The 24,823-nt window shown below is 73.4% G+C and carries 26 protein-coding genes and 1 tRNA gene; 15 read left to right on the top strand and 12 right to left on the bottom strand.

All coding sequences use genetic code 11. The features are described from left to right. Positions 1–71 precede the first annotated feature (71 nt). Both AOM04_RS02575 and mtnN read left to right on the top strand, forming a co-directional pair. Entirely contained in the window at positions 72–542 is a 471-nt protein-coding gene (locus AOM04_RS02575; protein ID WP_439645049.1) for an S-ribosylhomocysteine lyase, read from the top strand. Then, positions 542–1,264, top strand: a complete 723-nt coding sequence (gene mtnN / locus AOM04_RS02570; RefSeq protein ID WP_062461790.1) for a 5'-methylthioadenosine/S-adenosylhomocysteine nucleosidase — start codon at positions 542–544, stop codon at positions 1,262–1,264. The genes AOM04_RS02575 and mtnN overlap by 1 nt, the downstream gene beginning before the upstream one ends. 9 nt (positions 1,265–1,273) lie before the next feature. On the opposite strand, the gene AOM04_RS02565 is transcribed toward mtnN, so the two are convergent. From AOM04_RS02565 to AOM04_RS02540, 6 genes are read right to left on the bottom strand one after another with little or no spacing between them, the layout of a single operon-like run. Further along, on the bottom strand, positions 1,274–2,221 hold the full coding sequence (locus AOM04_RS02565; RefSeq protein ID WP_062461787.1) for a sensor histidine kinase: 948 nt from the start codon (positions 2,219–2,221) through the stop codon (positions 1,274–1,276). Further along, the gene (locus AOM04_RS02560; RefSeq protein ID WP_062461781.1) at positions 2,218–2,898 is read right to left on the bottom strand and encodes a response regulator transcription factor; all 681 of its coding nucleotides are present in this window, start codon (positions 2,896–2,898) and stop codon (positions 2,218–2,220) included. Before AOM04_RS02560 ends, AOM04_RS02565 begins: the two co-directional genes overlap by 4 nt. Positions 2,899–2,946: 48 nt before the next feature. Then, entirely contained in the window at positions 2,947–3,540 is a 594-nt protein-coding gene (locus tag AOM04_RS02555) for a hypothetical protein (RefSeq protein WP_062461778.1), read from the bottom strand. Beyond that, on the bottom strand, positions 3,540–4,508 hold the full coding sequence (locus AOM04_RS02550; protein WP_062461775.1) for an ABC transporter permease: 969 nt from the start codon (positions 4,506–4,508) through the stop codon (positions 3,540–3,542). Before AOM04_RS02550 ends, AOM04_RS02555 begins: the two co-directional genes overlap by 1 nt. Continuing rightward, the gene (locus AOM04_RS02545; protein WP_062461772.1) at positions 4,501–5,397 is read right to left on the bottom strand and encodes an ABC transporter permease; all 897 of its coding nucleotides are present in this window, start codon (positions 5,395–5,397) and stop codon (positions 4,501–4,503) included. Before AOM04_RS02545 ends, AOM04_RS02550 begins: the two co-directional genes overlap by 8 nt. After that, on the bottom strand, positions 5,394–6,131 hold the full coding sequence (locus tag AOM04_RS02540; RefSeq protein ID WP_062461769.1) for an ABC transporter ATP-binding protein: 738 nt from the start codon (positions 6,129–6,131) through the stop codon (positions 5,394–5,396). Before AOM04_RS02540 ends, AOM04_RS02545 begins: the two co-directional genes overlap by 4 nt. 75 nt (positions 6,132–6,206) lie before the next feature. On the opposite strand from AOM04_RS02540, the gene mfd reads away from it, so the two are divergent. The 13 genes from mfd to AOM04_RS02475 all read left to right on the top strand — a co-directional run bounded on the left by mfd (position 6,207) and on the right by AOM04_RS02475 (position 17,956). Then, entirely contained in the window at positions 6,207–9,743 is a 3,537-nt protein-coding gene (gene mfd / locus AOM04_RS02535; protein WP_082104296.1) for a transcription-repair coupling factor, read from the top strand. Between the two features lie 5 nt (positions 9,744–9,748). Then, a complete protein-coding gene (locus tag AOM04_RS02530) occupies positions 9,749–10,375 on the top strand; it encodes a hypothetical protein (RefSeq protein WP_062461763.1) in 627 nt (208 codons plus the stop codon). 25 nt (positions 10,376–10,400) lie between these two features. Beyond that, on the top strand, positions 10,401–11,045 hold the full coding sequence (locus tag AOM04_RS02525; RefSeq protein ID WP_062462344.1) for a nucleoside triphosphate pyrophosphohydrolase: 645 nt from the start codon (positions 10,401–10,403) through the stop codon (positions 11,043–11,045). 77 nt (positions 11,046–11,122) lie between these two features. Beyond that, positions 11,123–12,403 carry a phosphopyruvate hydratase gene (gene eno, locus AOM04_RS02520; protein WP_062461760.1) on the top strand — a complete coding sequence of 427 codons (1,281 nt, stop codon included), beginning with the start codon at positions 11,123–11,125 and terminating at the stop codon, positions 12,401–12,403. Positions 12,404–12,534: 131 nt separating this feature from the next. After that, complete coding sequence (locus AOM04_RS14925; RefSeq protein WP_062461757.1) at positions 12,535–13,263, top strand: FtsB family cell division protein; 729 nt, start codon at positions 12,535–12,537, stop codon at positions 13,261–13,263. Positions 13,264–13,272: 9 nt separating this feature from the next. After that, positions 13,273–13,785: a DUF501 domain-containing protein gene (locus AOM04_RS02510; RefSeq protein ID WP_062461753.1), complete on the top strand. Its 513-nt coding sequence runs from the start codon at positions 13,273–13,275 to the stop codon at positions 13,783–13,785. A gap of 13 nt (positions 13,786–13,798) precedes the next feature. Then, the gene (locus tag AOM04_RS02505) at positions 13,799–14,752 is read left to right on the top strand and encodes a Ppx/GppA phosphatase family protein (RefSeq protein ID WP_062461750.1); all 954 of its coding nucleotides are present in this window, start codon (positions 13,799–13,801) and stop codon (positions 14,750–14,752) included. A gap of 34 nt (positions 14,753–14,786) precedes the next feature. After that, positions 14,787–14,860 (top strand) — tRNA-Leu (locus tag AOM04_RS02500). A gap of 193 nt (positions 14,861–15,053) precedes the next feature. Then, entirely contained in the window at positions 15,054–15,593 is a 540-nt protein-coding gene (locus AOM04_RS02495; RefSeq protein ID WP_062461747.1) for a YaeQ family protein, read from the top strand. A 155-nt stretch (positions 15,594–15,748) separates the two neighbouring features. After that, positions 15,749–16,075, top strand: a complete 327-nt coding sequence (locus AOM04_RS02490; protein ID WP_062461745.1) for a PadR family transcriptional regulator — start codon at positions 15,749–15,751, stop codon at positions 16,073–16,075. Positions 16,076–16,077: 2 nt separating this feature from the next. Continuing rightward, positions 16,078–16,440: a DUF1048 domain-containing protein gene (locus AOM04_RS02485; protein ID WP_062461743.1), complete on the top strand. Its 363-nt coding sequence runs from the start codon at positions 16,078–16,080 to the stop codon at positions 16,438–16,440. Then, positions 16,437–17,204 carry an ABC transporter ATP-binding protein gene (locus AOM04_RS02480; protein WP_062461740.1) on the top strand — a complete coding sequence of 256 codons (768 nt, stop codon included), beginning with the start codon at positions 16,437–16,439 and terminating at the stop codon, positions 17,202–17,204. The genes AOM04_RS02485 and AOM04_RS02480 overlap by 4 nt, the downstream gene beginning before the upstream one ends. Beyond that, on the top strand, positions 17,201–17,956 hold the full coding sequence (locus AOM04_RS02475) for an ABC transporter permease (RefSeq protein ID WP_062461737.1): 756 nt from the start codon (positions 17,201–17,203) through the stop codon (positions 17,954–17,956). The genes AOM04_RS02480 and AOM04_RS02475 overlap by 4 nt, the downstream gene beginning before the upstream one ends. A 135-nt stretch (positions 17,957–18,091) precedes the next feature. On the opposite strand, the gene AOM04_RS02470 is transcribed toward AOM04_RS02475, so the two are convergent. From AOM04_RS02470 to AOM04_RS02445, 6 genes are all read right to left on the bottom strand, one after another. Further along, positions 18,092–18,946 (bottom strand): methylenetetrahydrofolate reductase, encoded by an 855-nt coding sequence (locus AOM04_RS02470; protein ID WP_062461734.1) that lies wholly within the window; start codon positions 18,944–18,946, stop codon positions 18,092–18,094. 81 nt (positions 18,947–19,027) lie between these two features. Then, entirely contained in the window at positions 19,028–20,707 is a 1,680-nt protein-coding gene (ptsP, locus tag AOM04_RS02465) for a phosphoenolpyruvate--protein phosphotransferase (RefSeq protein ID WP_062461731.1), read from the bottom strand. Position 20,708: 1 nt separating this feature from the next. Continuing rightward, on the bottom strand, positions 20,709–20,984 hold the full coding sequence (locus tag AOM04_RS02460) for an HPr family phosphocarrier protein (protein WP_062461728.1): 276 nt from the start codon (positions 20,982–20,984) through the stop codon (positions 20,709–20,711). A 31-nt stretch (positions 20,985–21,015) separates the two neighbouring features. After that, the gene (locus AOM04_RS02455) at positions 21,016–23,061 is read right to left on the bottom strand and encodes a PTS fructose transporter subunit IIABC (protein WP_062461725.1); all 2,046 of its coding nucleotides are present in this window, start codon (positions 23,059–23,061) and stop codon (positions 21,016–21,018) included. Positions 23,062–23,080: 19 nt separating this feature from the next. Beyond that, positions 23,081–24,031 carry a 1-phosphofructokinase gene (pfkB, locus tag AOM04_RS02450; RefSeq protein WP_062461723.1) on the bottom strand — a complete coding sequence of 317 codons (951 nt, stop codon included), beginning with the start codon at positions 24,029–24,031 and terminating at the stop codon, positions 23,081–23,083. Then, complete coding sequence (locus tag AOM04_RS02445; RefSeq protein ID WP_062461719.1) at positions 24,028–24,789, bottom strand: DeoR/GlpR family DNA-binding transcription regulator; 762 nt, start codon at positions 24,787–24,789, stop codon at positions 24,028–24,030. The genes pfkB and AOM04_RS02445 overlap by 4 nt, the downstream gene beginning before the upstream one ends. Positions 24,790–24,823 lie beyond the last annotated feature (34 nt).

Here is a 24,823-nt window from a genome sequence, read left to right as displayed (position 1 = left end):
TCGAGAAGTCTAGAAGTGCGCGGTGCGCCGCATTACTCTTGGTGGGCCGTCCACGAACCGAAGGATCCCAGGTGACCGAGCCCCGCAAGATGAACGTCGAGTCGTTCAACCTCGACCACACGGCGGTGGCCGCGCCCTTCATCCGCCTCGCGGACCGCAAGGAGCTGCCGCACGGCGACGTCCTCACCAAGTTCGACGTGCGCTTCACCCAGCCCAACGTCGCGCACCTCGAGATGGACGCCGTGCACTCGATCGAGCACGCGTTCGCGGAGTGCGTGCGCGACCACAGCGCGCAGGTGATCGACTTCGGCCCCATGGGCTGCCAGACCGGCTTCTACCTCATCATGTCGGGCGAGCACACCCCCGCGGAGATCCGCGACCTGGTGCTCGCCACCATGACGGACATGCTCGCGCTCACCGAGGTGCCCGCCGCCAACGAGGTGCAGTGCGGCTGGGGCGCGCACCACTCGCTCGAGGCGATGCGCGCCGCGGTCGAGGGCTTCACCGCCCGCGGCGACGAGCTGCTCACGGTGATGCGCTGATGGCGGGCGAGGTGGCGTCGATGCCGGCCGTCCTGGTCGCGATGCCCGAGGAGGCGCAGGGCTTCCTCGACCTCTCCGACACCCACGAGGGCCTCAACTCCCCGGACGATGCGTGGATCGCGACCGCCGGGGACGTCACCTACCTGCTCGTCGTGACGGGCATCGGCATGGTCTCGGCGGCGCGCGCGGCGACCCTGGTGTCGCACGGCGTCATCGGCGGCGTCCGCGCCACCACGATCGTGTCCGCGGGCACGTGCGGCGGCATCCCCGGGCACGTCACCGTCGGCGACATCGTCGCGCCGTGCTGCTCGCTCGACTGGTCCGCCGACTCGACGTCGATCGGCTACGAGTACGGGCAGGTGCCCGGCCACGCGGAGTTCCACGAGTCCGACGAGCACCTCGTCGACCTCGCCGTCGAGATGGGCGCCAAGAAGGGCTACCTCGCCTCCGCGAACGCCTTCGCCGTCGCGGAGACCGTGGACCTCATCCGCGAGCGCTTCCCCAAGGTGATCGCGACCGACATGGAGTCCGCGGCCGTGTCGCAGGTCGCGGCCACGTCCGGCATCCCGTTCCTGTCGCTGCGCTGCGTGTCGGACATGTGCCAGGGCGACGGCGGAGTCGAGTTCGACGAGCACCTCGACGACGCGGCCGCGCGCTCCGCGAGGGCGACGCTGGACCTGCTCGCGCGCGCGGCGCGCGAGGCGGCACCCGTCGCGGGCTGAGCCCGAGCGCTACGCCGTCGGCAGCGTGAGGGTGGCGATCGCGCCGCCGTGCGCGTCGCCGCGCAGCTCCACGCGGCCTCCGTGCGCCTCCGCGATGCTGCGGACCAGCGGCAGCCCCAGCCCGTGGCCGGGGACATCCGTGGCGGCCGGCGAGCGCCAGAACCGCTCGAACGCCTTCCTCGCGTCGGCCGGTGACAGCCCGCGCCCGTCGTCGACGACCGTGAGGGTGGCGGTGCGTCCGCGCCGGGCGGTGCGCACGCGGACGCGGCCATCGGGTGCCGAGTACTTGAGCGCGTTGTCGAGCAGGTTCCGCGCGGCGCTCACCATGAGATCGTGCGACACGAGGACCGTCGCGTCGTCATCGGCCTCGAGGGTGACGCGCCCCGCGGCGTCGTGCTCTCGTGCGGCGAGCACGACGGCCTCGGCGGCGATCTCGGCCAGGGGTACCCGCTCGCGCGACGCGGCCAGCTCGACCTGGTCGTCGCGCGACAGCAGCAGCAGCTGATCGGTGAGGTGGGACAGCGACTCGACGGTCTCGAGCGAGGTGCGCAACGACCGCTCGTAGTCGTCGAGGGAGCGGCGGCGGAGCAGGGCCCACGACATCTCGCCCATGAGGATGCCGAGGGGCGTGCGGAACTCGTGCGAGGCCGCGTCGACGAACTGGGCCTGGACCTCGTAGGAGCGTCGGAGCGGGCGCAGCGCCAGCCGCGCCATCGCCCAGCTGACCAGCGGCGACGCGACCGCGATGACGGCGTACGAGGTCAGCAGCACCGAGCGCAGGCTCGCCAGCGCGTGCGTGACCGCGTCACCGCCGGCGCCCGCGTCGGTCGCCACCACGTCGAAGTCGAAGGCGAGGGTCGCGAACACGTAGATGCCGACGAACGCGACGGCGACGACGGCGAGCAGGATCCCGGTGAACGCGAGGGCGAGCCGCACCGTGGTCCGGCGGACGATCATCCGGCGTCCTCCATCACGTAGCCCGCGCCCCGACGGGTGGTGATCGCGTCCCCCGCCCCCACCTCCTCGAGCTTGCGCCGCAGGTAGCGGATGTAGGTCTGGACCACGTTGGAGTAGCCGTCGTAGTTCGCGTCCCACGCGTGGTCGATCAGCTCGCTCGCGCTCACCACACGCCCCGCGTTCCGCATGAGGTACTCGAGCACCGCGAACTCCTTGGCCGTGAGGTCGACCTCGTGGGGGCCGCAGGTGACCTGGCGCGAGGCGGGGTCGAGCGACAGCGCGCCGACGCGGAGCACGGGTGCGTCCGCCCGGGGTGCGCGGCGGAGCAGGGCGCGCACGCGTGCCAGAAGCTCGAGCGCATGGATGGGCTTGACGACGTAGTCGTCCGCGCCGCCGTCGAGCCCCGACACGCGGTTCGGCACCGCTCCGAGCGCGGTGAGCATGAGGATCGGAACGTCGGGGTGGGTGCGGCGGATCTCGGTGCACAGCGCGTAACCGTCCATGGGCGAGCCCGCGAGCATGACGTCGAGGATGAGGAGGTCGTACGGCTCGACCGCGATGCGCTCGAGCGCGACGTCCGACGTGTGCGCGACGTCGACCGCGTAGCCGGACTCGCCGAGGCTGCGCTCCATGATCGAGGTCAGGCGCGGCTCGTCGTCGACCACCAGGACCCTCATCGCGCCCGCTCCTCTCCGATGCGTCGACCGTGCTCGATGCTACGCGGGTCAGTCGGCCTGCTCGCCGTTGCCGGTGCTCTTCTTCCCGGTCCCGGTGGCGGCGCGGAGGCCGGTGGCCGCGACCTCGACGGTGAAGTCCACCTCGTTCTTGGACGACCGGTAGATGCTGTACCGGTTCTCGGGATAGTGGCCGGTGCCGCTGCCGCCGTCGAACCACACGGTCGCGGAGCCTCCCGCCGGGATCGTCACGCCGTCGAGCGCCTGGTAGTAGGACTCCGAGGCATGCGTGGTGGTGTCGGTCATCGTGTAGTACATCTCCAGCCCCGTCGCGTCCTGCGCCGACGAGTTCGAGATGGTGACCTGCAGGCAGTCCGCGATGGCGGCGCCGGACGCGTCGGTGTTGTCCTCGGCGAGGACCTTGGTGACCGTGAGCCCGGGCGTGGTGGCGGTGTCGGTGATGGGGTCGGAGGCGACGGGCAGCACCCCGGACGCCGTGCCGGCGGTCGCGCCGCCCGCCGCGCCGGACGCGCCGGATGCGGCCGGGGACGATGCGGTGGTGGGCGAGGAGCAGCCGGCGAGCAGGGCCGCGCCGGCGAGGGCGACGGTGACGGCCGCGATCGGGCCGTGGAGCGGGTGGTGCATCAGGACCTCCTGAGGGTGTGGATGCGACGGCCGGATGCCGCCGCGAAGGTGAGGGCGGCGCCCGTGAGCGTGAGCGCGCCGATGACGTAGCGGAACGTGCCGTCCCACACGACCGCGAGGCTCTGGCCGTTGTAGATGTCCTTGATGCCGAGGGTCGCGAAGGTGAACCGCTCATAGAGCTTCGAGAGGGAGCTGACCTCGAGCCCGTTCCGCAGGCTCTCGTAGGTCGCGAAGTGGTGGAGCACGGCATGCTCGTCGGGCTTCGCGATCGCGAGCGCCTTGAACAGCCCGCCGGGCACCTGGTTGTCCGGATCCATCGTGTCGCCGATCTGCGGGATGACCAGCACGATCACCAACCAGAGCACCAGCAGGGTGAGCAGCGCGGCGGTCGAGTTCCGGGTGAGCGTGGTGACCGCGACCGCGATCGCGCTCCAGAACACGGCGTAGACCCAGCCCGCGGCCCCCGCGAGCGCCATGCGGCCCACCTCGTGCCAGCCGATCGTGGAGCCGCCGATGAGCGCGACCGACGCGAGCGCGGTCACCACGACCGCCGCCATGATCACCGCCCACAGGATCGCCAGGCCCAGGAGCTTCCCCATGACGATCGACGTGCCCGAGCGCGCCCGGGTGAGCAGCAGGTCCACCGTGCCGCGCGAGCGCTCCTTCGCGATGGCGCCGTACCCGATCATCAGCGCGAACAGGGCGCCGAGCACCTCGACGTACTCCATGCCGCCGCGCAGCAGCTGGAGCGGGAACAGCTGAGGCGCCGCCGGCGTCACGCCGCTGCCCGAGGCCTTCACCTGGGCCGCGTAGGCCTCGTAGTCGGCGAGCTGCGCGCGGAAGTCGAGGGAGGCGACCACCACGGACAGCACGACGGCGAGGCCGAGCGTGCCCACCACGATCCACACGACCCGGTCGCGGCGGAGGTCGAGCAGCTCCTTGCGTGCGAGAGTGACCGTCTCACTCATGAGGCACCCCCTGGGTGCGGGTGCCGCGCACCAGGATCGCCGCGGTGAGCGCGACGGCCGCGAACAGCGCGACGAGGAGCGCGGACGCGGCGGCGGACCCGGTGGTGGGCGAGCCGAGCAGCGCGCCCGACGCTGTCTTGAAGCGTTCCGTGATCGCGATCGGGGCCAACGCATGCGACAGCCACGCGAACGCTCCCGAGTCCTGCGCGGGCAGCGGCACGGGGTTGAGCAGGGACACCGGGCGCGCCGCCGTGCCCAGCTGGGGCACCACGAACGCGATGACGGCCCACACGACCACGGGCGCCAGGAGCGCGGTGCGCTCGCGATGCAGCAGGCGGCCCGACAGCATGCCGACGCCCGCGAAGCCCACCAGCAGCAGCCACGTGAGGACGCCGAAGCCCGCGATCCGGAGGGTCTCCGCGGCGTCGAGCGGGCCTCCGACGAGCAGCCCGACGCTGACCCACGTCACCACCTCGGTGACGGCGACGAGCGCGGCGAGCAGGATGCCCAGGCCGAGCAGCCGGCCCGTGCGCAACGCGCGGGCGTCGACCGGCCGCGTGCCGATCAGCGCGGCGGTCTCCGCCTTGCGGTCGCGCAGCGCCGACTGGACCCCGAGCGTCGCCGCCATCAGCGTGCCGATGAGCAGCACGTAGATGACCGTGTTGCGCACGTAGTACAGGGGCGAGACGTCGGTGAAGGGGTTGGGCTGCGTGGTGTAGCCGTCGGCGAGCACGCGTTCGTAGATGGCGGTGACGGTGACGGTGGTGCGCCACCCGATGAACGTCGACGCCGCGACCATCCCGAGGAACGCGGCGACGAGCGCGTACGGTGCCTTCGCGCGCACGCTCGCGAGCAGCTCGTGCCGCGCGGCGGTGATCGCGGTGCTCATGCCGGCGCGTCCGTCGCGGAGGCGAAGTAGGCGCGCTCCAGGGCGTCCTCGGTGGGGAACGCCCCGACCGTGTCCGCGAGCGTGCCGTGGTGCACCAGCCGCCCTGAGCGCAGGATGCCGATGCTCGTGCACGTCTTGGTCACCTCGGACAGCAGGTGGGTGTTCATGAAGATCGTGGTGCCGTGCTCGGCATTGACCCGCAGGATCAGCTCGCGCAGGGCGCGCACCCCCTCGGGGTCCAGGCCCGACGTCGGCTCGTCGAGGAAGAGCACCGCGGGCCGGTGGAGCAGCGCCTGCGCGAGGCCGACGCGCTGGCGCATGCCCTTCGAGAAGGTCCCGACCCGCTCGTGGTCGTGGCCCGTGAAGCCCACGAACTCCAGCACCTCGCCGATGCGCGCCTCGGGGCGCCTGAGCCCGGACAGCCGCGCGAAGAACACGAGGTTCTCCATGGTCGTGAGGTCGTTGTAGAACGTGACGTTCTCGGGCAGGTATCCGAGCGACGCGCGCACGTCGCGCGCCGCGGTGCGGACGTCGTGGCCTGCCACGACCGCGTCCCCCGCGGATGCCTGCAGCAGCGTGGTGAGGATGCCGACGGTGGTGGTCTTGCCCGCGCCGTTGTGGCCGAGGAGGCCGAAGATCTCGCCCTCCGGGATGTCGAGCGTGAGGTCGACGAGAGCGGGACGCGTGCCGTAGCGGTGCGTGACCCGGTCGAGCGCGATCGCGGTGGAGGTCATGACGCCGACCGTAGGCAGGGGCCGATGGGAGGACGATGAGAGGCGAGCGGAGGGGCGCCGCCGGACGTGCCTAGGATGTCCGTGCCGGATTTCCCGGTCGTTCGTCATGCCCGGGAGGTCTCCGTGAGCGCAGTCCCGCCGTTGTCCACCGTCCTCGGGGAGTGGGCCGACGCCCGGCTCGGCGACGCGTCGCACGTGCAGGCGCCCGCGCCCGCCGCGGCGCCCTTGCTCGCGCGCGCCGCGGGCGACGCCGAGGCCCCGCTGCTCGCGGTCACCGCGACGGGCGGCGACGCGGAGAAGCTCGAGGCGGCCCTGTCCGCCTACCTCGACCCGCGCACGGTCGCCACGTTCCCGAGCTGGGAGACCCTCCCGCACGAACGACTCAGCCCCCGCTCCGACACGGTCGCGCGCCGCCTCGCGACGCTGCGCCGCCTGGTCCACCCCGACACCGCCGCGGCCGAGAGCGGCCTGCCCCCGCTGCGCGTGGTGATCGCGCCGCTGCGTGCGATCCTCCAGCCGCTCGTGCCGGGCCTCGCGGACCTCGAGCCCGTGCACCTCACGGTGGGCGACGTGCGCGACCTCACCGACCTCACGGCCGCGCTCGCGGGCGCCGCCTACACGCGCGTCGACATGGTCGAGCGCCGCGGCGAGTTCGCGGTCCGCGGCGGCATCGTCGACGTGTTCCCGCCTACCGATCCTCACCCGGTCCGCGTCGAGTTCTTCGGCGACGAGGTCGAGTCGCTGCGCTCGTTCTCCGTCGCCGACCAGCGGTCCCTGCAGGACGTCGAGCGCCTGTGGGCGCCGCCGTGCCGCGAGCTGCTGCTCACCGACGACATCCGCGCGCGCGCCGCGAGCCTCGTCGACCAGCACCCGTCCGCCGCGGACATGCTCGCCCGCATCGCCGACGGCCACGCGGTCGAGGGCATGGAGTCGCTCATCCCTGCGCTGCTCACGCGCCTGCAGGCCGTCACCGACGTCCTCCCCGCGGCCACGCGCTTCGTCGCCCTCGAGCCGGAGCGGCTCGCCCGCCGCGCCGAGGACCTCCAGCGCACCGCCGCCGAGTTCCTTCAGGCCGCCTGGGTGAGCGCGGCCGCCGGCGCCGACTCGCCCCTCGAGACTCACGGCGGCTTCCTGTCCTTCGAGGACATCGAGGTGGCCGCCGCGGAGCGGGGCCTGGGTTGGACCACGATCGGCCCGTTCGGCACCGCCGCGGCCGTCGCGTCCGCCGTGCAGGAGGTCGAGGACCACCGCGGCCGCCTCGCCGCCGCGCTCGACGCCGTCCGCGGCCGCCTCGCCGACGGCTGGCGCGTCGTCATCGCGGCCGCCGGCACCGGCAGCGCGCACCGCATCGCCGAGCAGTGCGGCGAGGCCGACATCCCGGCGCGCGTCGCCGCGCATGGGGACGATGCGGACCCCGGGGTCGTCGCGGTCCTCGCGGGCGTCGACGGCGGCGGCTTCCAGGTGCCGTCCGCGCGCCTGATGGTGCTGCACGAGTCCGACCTCACCGGCCGGTCCGTGTCGGCCGCCGGGCCCAAGGTCAAGGTGCCCAGCAGGCGCCGCACCGCGGTGGACCCGCTCCAGCTGCGCCCCGGCGACTTCGTGGTCCACGAGACGCACGGCGTGGGCCGGTTCGTCGAGATGGTCAAGCGCACCGTGCGCGGCATCGAGCGCGAGTACCTGGTGATCGAGTACGCGCCCTCGAAGCGCGGCGGCCCGGGGGACCGGCTGTCGGTGCCCACCGACCAGCTCGACCTCATCACCAAGTACGTGGGCGGCGAGACCCCGTCGGTCAACAAGATGGGCGGCGCCGACTGGTCCAAGACCAAGACCAAGGCACGCAAGGCCGTCAAGGAGATCGCCGCCGAGCTGATCCGCCTGTACAGCGCGCGCATGGCGACCAAGGGCCGCGAGTTCGGCCCGGACACCCCGTGGCAGCGCGAGCTCGAGGAGTCCTTCGCGTTCGTCGAGACCCCCGACCAGCTGTCGACCATCGACGAGGTCAAGGCCGACATGGAGAAGCCCGTGCCCATGGACCGCCTCGTGTGCGGCGACGTGGGCTTCGGCAAGACCGAGATCGCGGTGCGCGCCGCGTTCAAGGCCATCCAGGACGGCACCCAGGTGGCCGTGCTGTGCCCCACGACGCTCCTGGTCAAGCAGCACGTCGACACGTTCACGGAGCGCTTCGGCCAGTTCCCGGTCAAGGTCGCCGCGCTGTCGCGCTTCCAGACCGACAAGGAGGCCAAGGAGATCATCGAGGGGCTCGCCGACGGCACCATCGACCTGGTGGTCGGCACCCACCGCCTCATCACGGGCCAGGTGCGCTTCAAGAACCTCGGCCTCATCGTCGTCGACGAGGAGCAGCGCTTCGGCGTCGAGCACAAGGAGACCCTCAAGGCGCTGCGCACCGACGTCGACGTCCTCGCGATGTCCGCGACCCCGATCCCGCGCACCCTCGAGATGGCCGTCACCGGCATCCGCGAGATGTCGACGCTCGCGACGCCGCCCGAGGAGCGCCACCCGATCCTCACCTACGTGGGCCCGCACGAGGACGCGCAGGTGACCGCCGCGATCCGCCGCGAGCTGCTGCGCGACGGCCAGGTGTTCTACATCCACAACTCCGTCAAGACCATCACCCGCGCCGCGCTCAAGCTCGGCGAGCTGGTGCCCGAGGCGCGCATCGCCGTCGCGCACGGGCAGATGAGCGAGAAGCAGCTCGAGCAGGTGATCGTCGACTACTACGAGAAGCGCTACGACGTGCTCGTGTGCACCACGATCGTGGAGACGGGCCTCGACATCTCCAACGCCAACACGCTCATCGTCGAGCGCGCCGACACGTTCGGCCTCAGCCAGCTCCACCAGCTGCGCGGGCGCGTGGGCCGCGGCCGCGAGCGGGCGTACGCCTACTTCCTGTACCCGCCGGACCGCACCCTCACGGAGACGGCCCACGACCGCCTCCAGACCATCGCCGCCAACACCGACCTCGGGTCGGGCATGGCGGTCGCGATGAAGGACCTCGAGATCCGCGGCGCGGGCAACCTGCTGGGCGCCGAGCAGTCCGGCCACATCGAGGGCGTCGGCTTCGACCTCTACATCCGCATGGTCGGCGAGGCCGTCGCGGGCTTCCGCGGCGAGGAGGTCGAGGACCGCGCCCCCATGACGGTCGACCTGCCCATCGACGCCCACCTGCCCGAGTCCTACGTCGAGCACGAGCGTCTGCGCCTCGAGGCGTACCGGAAGATCGCCGACGCCGACGACGAGGCGACCCTCGCCGCGATCGCCGAGGAGCTCGACGACCGCTACGGCACGCCGCCCGAGCCCGTCACCCACCTGCTCGCGGTGGCGCGGCTGCGCCTCGAGCTGCGCGCGATCGGCATCCACGACGTGGTCGCGCAGGGCAAGTACATCCGCTTCAGCCCGCTCGAGCTGCCGGACTCGGCCGCGCTGCGCATGAACCGCCTCTTCCCCGGCACGCTCATCAAGCCCGCGGTACGCCAGGTGCTGGTCCCCGCGCCCATGACCGCGCGCATCGGCGGCAGACCCGTCGAAGGCCTCGAGGTGCTGGACTGGGTCAGGACCGTCATCCAGGCCACCGGCTCACCCGCACTAGGATGACCGGCATGACGTTCCGCCGACGCCTCGCCGTCCTTGCCGCATCGTCCCTTCTCCTCGCGGGCTGCGCCGTGCCCGGGCAGCCCGAGGCGCCCGGCGTGGCGGCGTCCTACCAGGGCGCGACGGTGACCACCGCCGACCTGGACGCGCTCGCGCAGTCGTGGGACGCCGCGAGCCAGGGCTACGCCGTCCCCACCCCGCGCATCCTCGCGACCTGGGCCGCGCTGGGCCCGGACGCGGTCGCGCAGGCGCGCGAGGACGCGAAGACCGCCGGCACCGATCTGGGCCTCAACGACGGCAACGTGCGCAAGGTCGCCGAGCAGTGGTTCACGGGCCTCGGCGCCAAGGACCCCGTCATCACGGACGACGTGGTCGCCTCGATGACCGACATGCTCGGCATCTACCTCGTGATCGGCGGCGACACGTCGCTCGACACCATCACGCGGCTGTCGCAGCAGGTCGAGGACGAGGGCACGTTCTCGCCGCGCCTGGGCGAGTACTCGACCGACGCCCTGATCGCCTCGATCAACGACGCGATCGCGAGCGCGCAGAACATGTCGGGCAACTACTTCATGGCCTTCGCCGGCGTCAACGCGTTCCAGGACACCACGGCCCCGTGGGCGGCGCGTGGCTGACGGGATCACCCGTCTCGTGGAGGTGATGGATCGCCTCCGCTCTCCCGGCGGCTGCGCCTGGGACGCCGAGCAGACCCACGCGTCCCTCGCGCCGTACGCGCTCGAGGAGGCGCACGAGCTCGTCGACGCGATCGAGTCCGGCACCCGGGCCGACCTGCGCGAGGAGCTCGGCGACGTGCTGCTCCAGGTGGTCCTCCACGCGCGGGTCGCGCAGGAGGACCCCGACGAGCCGTTCGGCCTCGACGAGATCGCCCACGCGTGCGCCGACAAGCTCGTCGCCCGTCACCCGCACGTGTTCGGCGACGACGACCAGGGCACCATGGACGAGCACCTGCGCCGCTGGGACCGCATCAAGCAGGAGACGTCGGGACGCGCGTCGGTGATGGACGGCATCCCGCCCACCCTGGGCGCGCTCGCCCGCGCGCAGAAGGTCCTGGGTCGCGTGGAGCGCGCAGGGCTGGGGGACGATGCGGCGCTCCCGTCGGACGGGTCGCTCGGGTCCGCGCTGCTCGCCCTGGCCGCCCGTGCGCGCGCCGAGGGGCTCGACGCGGAGACCGAGCTGCGCGCCGCGACCCGCGCCATCGAGACCGCCGCCCGCGAGGCCGAGGCGAGGGGCGCATCGTCCCTGGCACCGGAACCGGGCGGGGACACCCGACGTTCAACCGGCTAGGACGAACGTCGCTCAGCGCACACCTGTGCGCATCGTTAGACTCCCAAGAGGTTCATCCATCCAAGCGAAGGAGCATCATGGCCAGCATTGAGGCCGTCGGCGCCCGCGAGATCCTTGACTCGCGCGGCAACCCCACCGTCGAGGTCGAGGTCGCCCTCGAGGACGGCACGTTCGCGCGTGCAGCCGTCCCGTCGGGCGCCTCCACCGGCGCGTTCGAGGCAGTCGAGCGCCGCGACGGCGACAAGGGCCGTTACCTGGGCAAGGGCGTCGAGCAGGCCGTGGACGCGGTCATCGACGAGATCGCGCCGGAGATCGTCGGTCTCGACGCCACCGAGCAGCGCATCATCGACCAGATCATGCTCGACCTGGACGGCACCGACAACAAGGGCAAGCTCGGCGCGAACGCCATCCTCGGCGTCTCGCTCGCGGTCGCGAAGGCGGCGGCGGACTCGGCCGACATCGCGCTGTTCCGCTACGTCGGCGGCCCGAACGCGCACGTCCTGCCCGTCCCGATGATGAACATCCTCAACGGTGGGTCGCACGCCGACTCCAACGTCGACATCCAGGAGTTCATGATCGCCCCCGTCGGCGCCCCCACGTTCCGTGAGGCGCTCCGCACCGGTGCCGAGGTCTACCACTCGCTCAAGTCCGTGCTCAAGGAGCGCGGCCTGGCCACCGGCCTGGGCGACGAGGGCGGCTTCGCCCCCAACCTGCCGTCCAACCGCGACGCGCTCGACCTCATCCTGGTCGCGATCGAGAAGGCCGGCTTCAAGCCCGGCGAGGACGTCGCGCTCGCGCTCGACGTCGCCGCGACCGAGTTCTTCAAGGACGGCGGCTACCAGTGGGAGGGCGGCGTGAAGACGCCCGACGAGATGATCGCCTTCTACGAGGGCCTCGTCAACGACTACCCGCTGGTGTCCATCGAGGACCCGCTGTCCGAGGACGAGTGGGACTCCTGGGCCGGCCTGGTCTCCAAGGTGGGCGACAAGACCCAGATCGTCGGCGACGACCTGTTCGTCACCAACCCGGTCCGTCTTGCGAAGGGCATCGACCTCAAGGCCGCCAACGCCCTCCTCGTGAAGCTCAACCAGATCGGCACCCTGTCCGAGACCTCGGACGCCGTGCAGATGGCGCAGCGCGCGGGCTTCGCGGCCATGGTGTCGCACCGCTCGGGCGAGACCGAGGACGTCACCATCGCGGACCTGTCCGTCGCGTACAACGCCGGCCAGATCAAGACCGGTGCCCCCGCCCGCGGCGAGCGCATCAACAAGTACAACCAGCTGCTCCGCATCGAGGAGGAGCTGGACGACGCCGCGAAGTACGCCGGCAAGTCGGCCTTCCCGCGCAGCTTCAAGTAAGCCGCAGCGCAGGCTCAGGACGGGCGCGTCTCCCTCGGGAGGCGCGCCCGTCCCGCGTTCCGGGGCCGCTTTCTGGCGACTCGCGCCCGGGCGTGCGCGGGAGCGGCGCCCGCGCCCTGGACAATGGCGGGGTGACCTCTCCCACGCGCCCCGGCGAGCCCCGTCGCCCCGTCGCGCCGGAGTCGGGCACGCAGGCCAAGGCGTCCGCCGCGTCGTCCGCCGCGAACCGTGCCCGTGCCGCCACGCGCAGGCGCCCCGCGGCCGCGTCCGGCGGGGCGCGCACCTCCGGGCCGCGCGCGTCGAGCCGCCCCGGCGGCGCCACGGGCCCCGGGCGCCAGGCGCCACGCCCCAACCGCATCGAGCCGGCCAGGCCGCGCGGCTCCTGGGTCTCGGCCATGTCGTGGCGCGTCGCCGTGCTGATCGGCGTGCTGGTGCTCGCCGCCGCCGTCGTGCTGCCGTCGCTGCGCGCCTACTTCCGCCAGCAGGAGGAGCTGTCCGCGCTGCGCGCCGACGCCGCGACCGCGCAGCAGTCCGTCGAGGACCTCACGGGCGAGGTCAAGCGCTGGGACGACCGCGCGTACGTGGTCGCGCAGGCGCGCGAACGCCTCAAGTACGTCTACCCGGGCGAGACGCCGTACCAGGTGATCGACCCCGAGACCGTGGAGGGCGCCGCCGAGGGCTCGCCCGCCGCGGAGGACCCGGTCACCGCGGACCCGTCCGGCACCTGGTACACCCGGCTGTGGGACTCGGTCGAGACGGCCGGCGACGCCAAGGTCGGGGCGGGGAGGACCGCGGACTCGAGCGCGGACCCGTCGGCGGAGCCGACGCCCGCCGCATCGTCCGGCGCGGGCGGCCACTAGAATCGCGGGGTGAACGACACCCCTGCCACCGAGCGCGATGTCGCCGTCCTCGCCGCCCAGCTGGGGCGCGCGCCGCGCGGGATCGTCGCCATCGCGGCCCGCTGCGTGTGCGGCAACCCCACCGTGGTGCACACCGCGCCGCGGCTGCCCGACGGCACGCCCTTCCCGACGCAGTACTACCTCACGCACCCCGACGCCGTCGCCGCGGTCTCGACGCTCGAGGCCAACGGCGTGATGAAGGAGATGCAGGCGAGGCTGACCTCCGGCGAGGAGCCCGAGCTCGTCGCGGCCTACCGCGCGGCGCACGAGCGCTACCTGGAGGAGCGCTACGAGCTGGGCGACGTGCCCGAGATCCACGGCATCTCGGCCGGCGGCATGCCCGACCGCGTGAAGTGCCTCCACGTGCTCGTGGGCCACGCGCTCGCCGCGGGCCCGGGCGTCAACCCGCTCGGCGACGAGGCGCTCGCGCTGATCTCCGCCTCGTGGAGCCCCGACCGCTGCACGTGCGCGGTCGAGGTCTGACTAGTCTGACGTCATGCGTGTAGCCGCCATCGACTGCGGGACGAACTCGATCCGCCTGCTCATCGCCGACGTCTCCCTCGAGACCGGGACGCTCACCGACGTGGTGCGCACCATGACCGTGGTCCGGCTGGGCCAGGGCGTGGACCGGACCGGCGAGCTCTCCGCCGAGGCGCTGTCGCGGACGTTCGCCGCCGTCGACGACTACGCCGAGCGGTGCCGCGAGCACGGCGTCGAGGCGATCCGCTTCGTCGCGACCTCGGCGACCCGGGACGCCCGCAACCGCGACGCGTTCCTCACGGGCGTCGAGTCGCGCCTCGGCGTCACGCCCGAGGTCATCTCGGGCGCCGAGGAGGCCGCGCTGTCCTTCCGCGGCGCGACCGGCGCCCTCGACGCGGCGCACGACGCGCCGTTCCTGGTGGTGGACCTGGGCGGCGGCTCGACCGAGGTGGTGCTCGGGGTGTCGCGCCCCGAGGCCGCGCACTCGATGGACGTCGGCTGCGTGCGCATGACCGAGCGTCACCTCGCGGGCGACCCGCCGTCCGCCGAGCAGGTCGCGGCGGCCGAGGCCGACGTCAACGACGCGATCGACATGGCGTTCGCCGGGGTCCCCGTCGAGCGCACCGCGACGCTCGTGGGGCTGGCGGGCACCATCACCACCGTGACCGCGCACGCGCTCGGCCTGCCCGAGTACGACCGCGACGCCATCAACGGCGCCGTGATCGACATCGACGACGCGATCCGCGCGTGCGACGAGCTGCTCGCGGCGTCGCGCACCGAGCGCGCCGCGCTGGGGTTCATGCACCCGGGCCGCGTCGACGTGATCGGCGCGGGCGCGCTCGTGTGGCGCACCGTGATGACGCGCGTGCGCTCCGCCGTCGTCGGGGCGGGCGGCGCCCTGCCGCACGTGGTCACCAGCGAGCACGACATCCTCGACGGCATCGCCTTCTCGGCGGCCGAACGCGGCTGAGCCCGCGACGATGCGGCGACCGCCGCATCGTCCCGCCCCCGTAGCCCAACTGGCAGAGGCAGCCGGCTTAAACCCGGCCCAGTGCGGGTTCGAACCCCGCCGGGGGCACGCGCGGCGCGCGGCGCAGCCCGCGACCGCGCCCGCGCCCGCGCCCGCGACCGCGCCCCACACGGATTCTGCGTGCGTGCGCGCCCGGGTCGTGGTTCGCGACGCGAGTTGCATCGGTGAAGCGATTCATCCGCCGTCGCGTGTGGGGGACGGTCGCAGGCGCGGCGTCGGCGACGCCGTAGGCTGGTGCGCCATGGCTGCCGGCGCGACGATCCACACGTTCGACATCACGCTCGCGGACGTCGACCGCGGCGTCTACGAGGACCTCTCCCTCCGCGTCGCGCGGCACCCGTCCGAGACGGGGCCCTTCATGATCACGCGCGTGCTCGCGTATTGCCTCGAGCACGAGGAGGGCATCGCGTTCTCCGAGGGCATCTCCACCACGGAGGAGCCCGCCGTGATCGTGCGCGACCTCACCGGGCTCATCACGGCCTGGATCGAGGTCGGCCAGCCCGAGGCGGAGCGCCTGCACCGGGGCTCGCGGCTCGCGGGGCGCACCGTCGTCTACACACAGCACGACCCGGCCAAGGTGCTCGCCCGCTGGGAGGGCAAGAGGATCCACAGGCGCGAGGCGATCGTGCTGAGGAGCTTCGACCCGGGCTTCGTCGAAGCCGCCGCGGCGCTGGTCTCGCGTCGCAACGCGCTCACCGTGACCGTCAGCGAGGCGCACCTGTACCTCGAGCTCAATGGCACGTCGCTGGACTCCTCCCTGCATGAGGCACCGCTCGGCTGAGCGCGGCGCCGCCACGCGCTGGCAGGTGCTCGGTGCTCAGGATCCGCGATTCCGGGCGGTGAGCACCTCCCAGGACGCGCAGACCTCTTGCGCATCCACTATTCAGCGTTACTATGTACCGGTAGTCAACAACACTGAGTAGCAGGAGGCCCGGCATGGGCAAGCAGATGACCGAGATGCTCAAGGGCACGCTCGAGGGCATCGTCCTCGCGCTCCTCGCCCTCGGCCCGGCGTACGGGTACGAGATCACGGCGCGGCTGCGCGACCAGGGGTTCGCCGACATCGCGGAGGGCACCGTGTACGCGCTGCTGGTCCGCATCGAGCAGCGCGGCCTGGTCGACGTGGAGAAGGTGCCGTCCGAGAAGGGTCCGCCGCGCAAGGTGTTCACCCTCAACGCCCGGGGCCGCGAGGCGCTGGACGAGTTCTGGAGCAGCTGGGGCTTCCTCGCCGACCGGCTCGCTCACCTCAAGGAAGGACAGTAGCCATGGCATGGTTCGAGAAGCTCACGGGCTCGCTCGCGGAGAAGAAGCAGTACAAGGCCGACGTGCGCCGCATGGCGGCGCTTCCCGCACCCTACATGGAGGCGGCGATGGCGATGCATCGCTACTTCATGTACTACGGCGGCCTCACCGACGGGGACGAGATGATCACGATGATAGGCGACCTCGCGGACCTGTGGGAGCGCGCCGCCGCCGACGGCACGCCGGTGCGCGACATCGTCGGCGCCGACCCGGTCGAGTTCGCCGAGGCCTTCGCGGAGGCGTACACGGGCCGCCGGTGGATCGACAAGGAGCGCGCCCGCCTGATCAAGGCGATAGACCACGCCGCCGGGGACGGACCGTCATGACCGCGCGCGCCCCCGCCATCGAGGTCCGCGACCTCCGCCACTCCTACGGCGACCTCGCGGTGCTGAAGGGCGTGGATCTCGAGGTGCCCCGCGGGCGCATCGTCGCCCTGCTCGGCTCGAACGGCGCCGGCAAGACCACCCTCGTGCGCATCCTCAGCACCCTGCTGAGGGCCGATGCGGGCGTCGCCACGGTGGACGGCCACGACGTCGCCGCGTCCCCGGCCGAGGTGCGGGCCGCGATCAGCCTCACCGGCCAGCTCTCCGCGGTCGACGACATCCTCACCGGCCGCGAGAACCTCGTCCTGGTCGCGCGCCTGCGCCGCGTCCCCGGGCCGGGCGGGGTGGCCGATGCGCTGCTCGCCCGGTTCGGCCTCGCGGAGGCGGGCGCGCGTCGGGTCGGCACCTACTCGGGCGGCATGCGGCGCAGGCTCGACATCGCGATGAGCCTCGTGGGGGAGCCGAGCGTCGTCTTCCTCGACGAGCCGACCACGGGGCTCGATCCCGAGGCGCGGCGCGAGGCGTGGGCGGCGGTGCGCGCGCTCGCGGACGGCGGCACCACCGTGCTGCTCACCACCCAGACCCTCGACGAGGCCGAGCGCCTCGCCGACCGCATCGCGATCCTCCACGAGGGCCGCATCATCGTCGACGGCACGCTCGACGAGCTCAGGGCGCTCATCCCCGCGCCCACCGTCGAGTACGTCGAGAGGCAGCCGACCCTCGAGGAGGTCTTCCTCGCGGTGGTCGGCGGGAAGGACCGGTCATGACCGCCATCGCCGACACCCGCATCCTCACGGGCCGCTCCCTGCGCCACATCTCGCGCAGCCCGGACACCATCATCACCACCGCGCTCATGCCCGTCGCGTTCCTGCTCCTGTTCGTCTACGTGCTGGGCGGCGCGATCGAGACCGGCACCGGGTCGTACGTGACCTACCTGCTGCCCGGCATCCTCGTCATCACGATCGCGTCGAGCGTGTCGTACACGGCGTTCCGCCTCTTCCTCGACCTGCAGAGCGGCATCTTCGAGCGCTTCCACTCGATGCCGGTGTCCCGGCCGTCGGTGCTGTGGGCGCACGTGGTCACGTCCCTGGTCGCGACCTTCGTGTCGCTCGCGGCCGTGGTGGCCGTCGCGCTGGTGATGGGGTTCCGCTCCTCGGCGGGGCTCGGGGCCTGGCTCGGCGTGATCGGGATCCTCGCGCTGCTCACGCTCGCGCTCACGTGGCTTGCGGTGATCCCGGGGCTGACGGCCACCTCCGCCGACGGCGCGAGCGCGTTCGCGTACCCGCTCATCCTGCTGCCGTTCGTCAGCTCGGCGTTCGTGCCCACGGAGTCCATGCCGGGACCGGTCCGCTGGTTCGCGGAGCACCAGCCGGTGACGGCGATCGTGGACTCCGTGCGCGCGTTGCTCGCGGGCGGGTCCGTGGGGTCGGATCTGTGGATCGCGCTCGCGTGGTGCGTCGGGATGCTCGCGGTCGCGTACGCCTTCGCGATGGCGGCGTACCGGCGCAGGGTCGCGTAGCGCGCCGGCGTGTCGCGCGGGGTGCCGTGAGCCTCTCCGCAACTGTTCAACATGTTGAGCAGTTGCGGAGACCAGGTGCCGGTCCCGCGCGACACGCCCGGGCGGCGGGACGATGCGCCGGTCGCCCGGGCGGGGTCAGCCCGCCGGGGCGGTGGCGGCCATGCGCGCCGCGGCGGCCCACGCGATCGTCGCGTCGAGCGTGCCGAACGTGTAGAGGTGCAGGCGCACCTCGCCGTGCTCGGGCGTGAGGCGGGCGCCGAGGTCCTCGACGAACGCGTCCGGGCCGGCGGTGCCCGCGAGCGACGCGAGCGAGAAGCCGTACTTGCGGGCGATCCCCGCGCTCGTGCCGACGCCGCAGCGGCGCGCGAACGCGATGAGGCGGCGCACGCCGGCGGGGCCCGGGACGCCGACCCGCACGGGCAGCTCGATGCCGCGCTCGCGGATGCGCTCGACCCACGTCAGCACGGCGTCGACGTCGAACGAGAACTGCGTGGTGAGGGAGCCCGCGAGGCCCTGGTCGGCGATCGCGGCGACCTTGGCGTCGAGCGCGGCCCACAGCGCATCGTCCGCGATCGCGGGGTGGCCCTCCGGGTACGCGCCGATCCCGACCTCGCGCACGCCCGCCGTGGCGAGCGCGCCGGACGCGATGACGTCGAGCGCCGACGCGTAGGGCCCCGTCGGCGTGCGGGGGTCGCCGCCGACCACGAAGAGCCGCCCGTGCGCATCGTGCCGGCGCAGGCCCTCGAGCGTGGAGGCGAGCTCGGAGGGAGACGCGAGGCGGCGCGCGGCGACGTGGGGGACCGGCACCAGCGCGGCGCGCGCGGCCGCGGCGGCGGCCTCGCGGCGCTCGGCCGCACCCTCGGTGCCCAGGTGCGTGACGCTCACGCGGGTGCCGGCGGGCAGGTCGCCGGCGTGGGCGACGAGCGTGGCGGTGTCACGCGCGGTGATCTCGACGGAGAGATCCTCGAGAAGCGTGGGGGTCCGGTGCAACGACGGGCCTCCTTCGGTCCGTTGAAGCAGGGAAGCGACTCCTATTGTACGGGCGTCGTCCACGGGGCCCCGTGGCAGGGGTCACAGGATCGCCGCGAGCTCTTCGCGCGCGGCGGCCCGCACGGCCTCGTGCGCCTCGGCCGCGGTCGCCGCCCCTCGCGCCAGCTCTGCGAGCGCGCGGCACTCGTCGTGCGTGTGGAGCGACAGCGCGTAGCGCACCGCGGGGACCTTGGACGGCGCCATCGACAGGCTCGCCACCCCGAGGCCCGCGAGCACGAGTGCGAGCAGCGGGTCGCCGCCCGACTCGCCGCACACACCCACCGGCTTGCCGGCCCACGCCCCGCCGGCGCACGCGGCCGCGACCACGTCGAGCACCGCCGGCTGCCACGGGTCGAGCAGGTCGGACAGCTCGCCCGCCATGCGGTCGGTGGCCATCGTGTACTGGGCGAGGTCGTTGGTGCCGAGCGAGCCGAAGTCCACCTCGGCGAGCACGTGCCGGGAGCGCAGCGCCGCGGCCGGCACCTCGATCATCACGCCCGCCTTGGGCAGCCCCGCCGCGCGGACCCGGGACGCGAACCACCGCGCCTCCTCGACCGTCGCGACCATGGGCGCCATCACGCGCACGTCGGCACCCGTGTCGCGCGCGGCGATCGCGAGGGCCTCGAGCTGCGAGTCGATGAGCTCGGGGCGCGCCTGGCACAGGCGCAGGCCGCGCCGCCCGAGCGCGGGGTTCTCCTCCTCGCCCAGGTCGGCGAACGCGAGGGGCTTGTCGGCGCCCGCGTCGAGCGTGCGCACCACCACGCGGCGGCTGCCGAACGGCGCGAGCACGCCCCGGTACACCTCGGCCTGCTCCTCGACCGTGGGCATCGTCGGCGCGGACAGGTAGACGAACTCGGTGCGGAACAGCCCCACGCCCTCGAGGTCCTGGGCGCCCGCGGCCACCGCATCGTCCACCCCGCCGATGTTGGCGAGCAGGGCGATCGCGTGGCCGTCCCGCGTGGCGCCCGGCCCCGAGACCGAGGCGAGCGCGGCGGCGCGGCGCTCGCGGCGCACACGCTGGGCCTCGAGCAGCTCGAGGTCGGGGTCGAGCGTGACGGCCCCCGCGTCGCCGTCGACCGCGACGGTGGTGCCCGCCGGGATCGCGCACGCGCCGTGCACCTGGACCGCCGCCGGGATGCCCATCTGCGCGGCAAGGATCGCGGTGTGCGACGTGCGTCCGCCGGCCTCGGTGACGATCGCGACGACGAGCGCCCGGTCGAGCGCCGCGGTCTCCGCGGGCGCGAGGTCCTCGGCGACGATGACCGAGGGGCCGGTCAGCACCGGCACCCCGGGCGCCGGCACTCCGAGCACCGCGGCGACGGCGCGGTTCCCCACGTCGCGCAGGTCGGTGACGCGCTCGGCGAAGTAGCCGCCGAGCGCCTCGAACTGCGCCGCGTACTCGTCGACGGCGGCCGCGATCGCGTGGGCCGGCCCCAGGCCCGCCCCGACGTGCTTGCCGGCGGCCTTGGCGAGGCCCTTGTCGCGGGCGATCATCGCGGTGGCCTTGAGGATGGGCCGCGCGTGCTCGCTCGCGGCGGCGGCCCGGTCGTCGAGGTCGGCGGCGACGGACGCGAGGGCCTCGAGGACCAGGTCGGTCGCGGCACCCGCGTCCGCGGGGGCCGGCTCGTCGGCCGGGGGCCGGACCGGCGGCGCGACCTGCACCACCGGCCCGACCGCCGTGCCCGGGCTGACGCCGACGCCGTGACGGGTGTCGCCGGACATGTCAGCCCTCCTCGGCGTCCAGGTCGCGCGACAGCAGCGCGACGAGGGTCTCGAGGGCGGCGTCGGCGCCCTCGCCGTCGGCGGTGAGGACCACCTCCTCGCCGTGCTTGGCGCCGAGCGCCATCACGCCGAGGATGCTGGTCGCGTCGACCGGGTCCTCGCCCGCGCGGGCGATCTCGACGTCCAGCCCGGTGCCCTGGGCCGCCTCGACGAAGAGGGCGGCGGGGCGGGCGTGCAGGCCCACGGACGATGCGATGGTGACGGTGCGCTGGGACATGGGGGTTCTCCTTCGAACGGGTGGGTGGAGGTCAGACGGTCGCGACGGCGTCGACCGTCGCGAGCTTCTTGTCGCGGGACTTGAGCACCACGACGATCGCGGTCATCAGCAGGACGCCGGCGGCCAGGGCGACGAGGAACCACAGGAAGCCGCCCATGAGGGGCAGCACCCAGATGCCGCCGTGGGGGGCGCGCAGGGTCACGCCGAACACCATGATCAGCCCGCCGGTGAGCGCGGAGCCGATCACCGAGGACACGATCACCCGGACCGGGTCGGCCGCGGCGAACGGGATCGCGCCCTCGGAGATGAACGAGGCGCCGAGCAGCCAGGCGGCCTTGCCGTTCTCCCGCTCGGGCTCGGAGAAGAGCCGCGGGCGGACGGTGGTGGCGAGCGCCATGGCGAGCGGGGCGACCATGCCGGCGCCCATGACGGCCGCCATGATGGTCAGCGCGGGGGCGTCGGTCGCGGTGCCCGCCGCCGCGAGTCCGGCGGTGGCGAAGAAGTACGCCACCTTGTTGACGGGGCCGCCCAGGTCGAAGCCCATCATCGCGCCGAGCACCAGGCCAAGCACGAAGGCGGAGCCGCCCTGGAGGCTGGTGAGCCAGCTGTTGAGGCCGTCGGACAGGCCCTTGATCGGCAGGCCCAGGATCGTGATGAACAGGCCCGACGTGACGAGGGTGGACAGCAGCGGGATCACCACGACGGGCATCACGCCGCGGACGCCCTTGTGGACCCTCCAGCTCGCGATCCAGCGCGCGACCACGCCGGCGAGCAGGCCGGTGACGATGCCGCCGAGGAAGCCGGCGCCCATGGTGGACGCGATCGCGCCGCCCACGATGCCGGGGACCAGGCCGGGCCGGTCCGCGATCGCGAAGGCGATGAAGCCCGACAGGATCGGCACGAGGAACCCGAACGCCGCGCCGCCGATGACGAACATCAGCGCCGCCCACGAGGTCAGGCTCGTCACGTCGAAGTGCTGGGCGATGTTGAACTCGTCGGCCGAGGTCAGGTTGTACTTGGTGATCTCGATCGGGCCGTTGTCGCCCAGCGCGATCTGGGACAGCATGAACGACAGGGCGATGAGGATGCCGCCCGCGGCGACGAACGGGATCATGTAGCTCACGCCGGTCATCAGCCACTGGCGCAGCTGCGTGCCGAACCCGGCGCTCCTGTCGACCTTGGTCGCGAGGCCCGCCGACGCGGCGGCCGCGGGGACCGCGGTGGAGGCCGCCGGGTTGGTGCTCCACTCGGAGGCCTTCGCGACCGCCTGGGAGATGAGTGCCGGGCCGTCCGAGATGGCCTTCTTCACGCCGACGTCGACGAGGGGCTTGCCGGCGAAGCGCTCGGCGTTCCGCACCTCGACGTCGTGCGCGAAGATCACGGCGTCGGCCGCGGCGATCTCCTCCGCGGTGAGCGGGGTCGCACCGGCGGAGCCCTGGGTCTCCACCTTCATGGTGTGGCCGGCCTCCTTGGCCGCCCGCTCGAGCGCCTCGGCCGCCATGTAGGTGTGCGCGATGCCGGTGGGGCAGGACGTCACGCCCACGAGTGTGAGGGACGATGCGGGGGTCGCCGCGGGCGGGGTCGCGGGACCGGGCGCGGGCGTGGGGGCCGGCGCGGCGGCGGGTGCCGCCTGGATGTCGCCGACCTCGGCCTCGACGATCGCGACGACCTCCGCCGGCGTCGCGGCCGCGCGCAGCGCGCCGGTGAACTCCTTCTTCATGAGCGCCTTGGCGAGCCTGGGCAGCACCTGCATGTGCGCGTCCGACGCGCCCTCGGGGGCCGCGATGAGGAACACGATGTCAGCCGGGCCGTCCTTGGCGCCCCAGTCGATGCCGTCCGTGCGGCCGAACGCGAGCGTGGGCTCGGTGATGGCGGCGGAGCGGGCGTGGGGGATCGCGATGCCGCCGGGCAGGCCCGTCGCCATCGTCTCCTCGCGCTTGCGCACGTCGGCGACGAAGCCGTCGAGGTCGGTGCAGCGGCCCGTCGCGACGAGCGTCGCGGCGAGCGTGCGGGTGGCGGCGTGACGATCCTCGGCGCCGAGGTCGAGCACGACCTGCTGCTCATAGATCAGTGACATGGTGGTGGTCCTTTCGGGGTCAGCGCTGACCCAGTGCCAGGGCGGCGAGGGGGTGGGGGTCGACGTCGACGGGGATGCCGTGGAGGTCGTCCGGGCCGGGGACCCGGCTTCCGGGGAGGGTGACGGCCGCGGCTCCCCAGGCGACGCCCTCCGCGAGGGCGGCGTCCAGGGGGAGGGTGCGGGTGAGGCCGTGCAGCAGGCCGGCGAGCATGCAGTCGCCGGCGCCCACGGTCGAGACGGCCGCCGTGATGGTGGCGCGCGCGTGGACCGCCTGATCCGATGTCACGAGCAGGGCGCCGTCGGCGCCCAGGCTCACCGCGACCGCCCCGATCCCGCGGCCCACCAGCGCGGCCGCGGCGTCGCGGACGTCGCCCAGCGTGGGCAGGGGGTGGCCGACGAGCTCGGCGAGCTCCTCGTGGTTGGGCTTGATCAGGTCAGGGAGGGCCTCGACGGCGGCCGCGAGGGGCGCGCCGGAGGAGTCGATGGCGACGCGCGCGCCGGCGGCGCGGGCGCGCGTGACGAGCGAGGCGTAGAGGTCGTCGGGGGCGCCGGGCGGGAGGCTGCCGCAGCCCACCACCCAGTCGGCGCCGGCGGCCGATGCGACGGTCGCGCCCAGCAGCGCCTCGACCTCCGCGGGGGACAGGGTCGGGCCCGGCTCGTTGAGCTTGGTGGTGGTGCCGTCGGGCTCGAGGACGGAGACGTTCATGCGGGCCGAGCCCGCGATCGGCACGGAGACGCGGGCGACCCCGGCGGCGTCGAGCAGCTCCTCGAGCAGGCGGCCCTCGGGGCCCCCGACCGGCAGCACCGCGACGGCGTCGCCGCCCTGGGCGGTGACGGCGCGGGCGACGTTCACGCCCTTGCCGCCCGCATCGACGCGGACGTCGGCGGCGCGGTGCACCTCGCCGCGCTCGAGGGACGCGACGGTGACGGCGCGGTCCACGCTCGGGTTGGGGGTGAGCGTGACGATCATGCCGTCACGACCTCGGGTCCGGCCGCGCGCAGCTCGTCGGCCACGTCGTCGGCGAGGTCGTCGTCGGTGATGACGAGGTCGACGTCCTCGAGGCTCGCGAAGCGGTGAAGGTGGTCGTCGCCCGCCTTGGACGAGTCGGTGGTCACCACCACCCGCCGGGCCGCGGCGATCATCGCGCGCTTGGCCTCGGCCTCGGCCTGGTCCGGCGTGGTGAGCCCGCGTGACGCGGACAGCCCGTTGGTGCCCATGATCGCGACGTCGACGACCATCCCGGCCAGCGCGGATGCCGTCCACTCGCCGACCGCCGCGCCCGTGACGCCGCGCACCCGGCCGCCGAGGACGTACAGCGAGATGCCGGGCCGGCCCGCGAGGGCGCTCGCGGCCGGCAGCGAGTTCGTGATCACGGTGAGGTCGATGTCGATCGGCAGGAGGTCGACGAGCGCCTGCGTGGTCGAGCCGGCGTCGAGGAGCACCGTGCCGCCGGCCGGGATCTCCTCGACGGCCCGCGCGGCGATGCGCCGCTTGACGTCCATGCGGGTCGCGGAGCGCGCGGCGAGCGTGGGCTCGGACTCGAGCCGCTCGACGGGGATCGCGCCGCCGTGGACGCGGCGCAGGGAGCCGCGCTGCTCGAGCGCGGTGAGGTCGCGGCGGATCGTCTCGGGGGTGACCTCGAGGGACTCCGCCAGGGCGGCGACCTCGACCCGGCCCGCGGTGCGCGCCTCCGCCAGGATGCGCTGCTGTCGCTCCGTCGCGTACATGTGACTCCTTTGTCCGAACCCGGATTCCCACATG

It is taken from the genome of Demequina soli, assembly GCF_000971195.1.
Taxonomy (GTDB): Bacteria; Actinomycetota; Actinomycetes; order Actinomycetales; family Demequinaceae; genus Demequina; species Demequina soli.
Note: the sequence above shows the minus strand (reverse complement) of the source record. Positions and strands in the feature narration are given on the sequence as shown.

What these genes read in the sequence shown, in the direction of transcription:
- AOM04_RS02475 (WP_062461737.1), top strand. Translation starts at nt 17,201, where the DNA reads ATGACCGCCATCGCCGACACCCGCATCCTCACGGGCCGCTCCCTGCGC.
- AOM04_RS02485 (WP_062461743.1), top strand. Translation starts at nt 16,078, where the DNA reads ATGGCATGGTTCGAGAAGCTCACGGGCTCGCTCGCGGAGAAGAAGCAG.
- AOM04_RS02445 (WP_062461719.1), bottom strand. Translation starts at nt 24,789, where the DNA reads ATGTACGCGACGGAGCGACAGCAGCGCATCCTGGCGGAGGCGCGCACC.
- AOM04_RS02460 (WP_062461728.1), bottom strand. Translation starts at nt 20,984, where the DNA reads ATGTCCCAGCGCACCGTCACCATCGCATCGTCCGTGGGCCTGCACGCC.
- eno (WP_062461760.1), top strand. Translation starts at nt 11,123, where the DNA reads ATGGCCAGCATTGAGGCCGTCGGCGCCCGCGAGATCCTTGACTCGCGC.
- pfkB (WP_062461723.1), bottom strand. Translation starts at nt 24,031, where the DNA reads ATGATCGTCACGCTCACCCCCAACCCGAGCGTGGACCGCGCCGTCACC.
- AOM04_RS02530 (WP_062461763.1), top strand. Translation starts at nt 9,749, where the DNA reads ATGACGTTCCGCCGACGCCTCGCCGTCCTTGCCGCATCGTCCCTTCTC.
- AOM04_RS02505 (WP_062461750.1), top strand. Translation starts at nt 13,799, where the DNA reads ATGCGTGTAGCCGCCATCGACTGCGGGACGAACTCGATCCGCCTGCTC.
- AOM04_RS02540 (WP_062461769.1), bottom strand. Translation starts at nt 6,131, where the DNA reads ATGACCTCCACCGCGATCGCGCTCGACCGGGTCACGCACCGCTACGGC.
- AOM04_RS02565 (WP_062461787.1), bottom strand. Translation starts at nt 2,221, where the DNA reads ATGATCGTCCGCCGGACCACGGTGCGGCTCGCCCTCGCGTTCACCGGG.
- mfd (WP_082104296.1), top strand. Translation starts at nt 6,207, where the DNA reads ATGTCCGTGCCGGATTTCCCGGTCGTTCGTCATGCCCGGGAGGTCTCC.
- AOM04_RS02480 (WP_062461740.1), top strand. Translation starts at nt 16,437, where the DNA reads ATGACCGCGCGCGCCCCCGCCATCGAGGTCCGCGACCTCCGCCACTCC.
- AOM04_RS02555 (WP_062461778.1), bottom strand. Translation starts at nt 3,540, where the DNA reads ATGCACCACCCGCTCCACGGCCCGATCGCGGCCGTCACCGTCGCCCTC.
- mtnN (WP_062461790.1), top strand. Translation starts at nt 542, where the DNA reads ATGGCGGGCGAGGTGGCGTCGATGCCGGCCGTCCTGGTCGCGATGCCC.
- ptsP (WP_062461731.1), bottom strand. Translation starts at nt 20,707, where the DNA reads ATGTCCGGCGACACCCGTCACGGCGTCGGCGTCAGCCCGGGCACGGCG.
- AOM04_RS02455 (WP_062461725.1), bottom strand. Translation starts at nt 23,061, where the DNA reads ATGTCACTGATCTATGAGCAGCAGGTCGTGCTCGACCTCGGCGCCGAG.
- AOM04_RS02545 (WP_062461772.1), bottom strand. Translation starts at nt 5,397, where the DNA reads ATGAGCACCGCGATCACCGCCGCGCGGCACGAGCTGCTCGCGAGCGTG.
- AOM04_RS02525 (WP_062462344.1), top strand. Translation starts at nt 10,401, where the DNA reads ATGGATCGCCTCCGCTCTCCCGGCGGCTGCGCCTGGGACGCCGAGCAG.
- AOM04_RS02550 (WP_062461775.1), bottom strand. Translation starts at nt 4,508, where the DNA reads ATGAGTGAGACGGTCACTCTCGCACGCAAGGAGCTGCTCGACCTCCGC.
- AOM04_RS02490 (WP_062461745.1), top strand. Translation starts at nt 15,749, where the DNA reads ATGGGCAAGCAGATGACCGAGATGCTCAAGGGCACGCTCGAGGGCATC.
- AOM04_RS02560 (WP_062461781.1), bottom strand. Translation starts at nt 2,898, where the DNA reads ATGAGGGTCCTGGTGGTCGACGACGAGCCGCGCCTGACCTCGATCATG.
- AOM04_RS02495 (WP_062461747.1), top strand. Translation starts at nt 15,054, where the DNA reads ATGGCTGCCGGCGCGACGATCCACACGTTCGACATCACGCTCGCGGAC.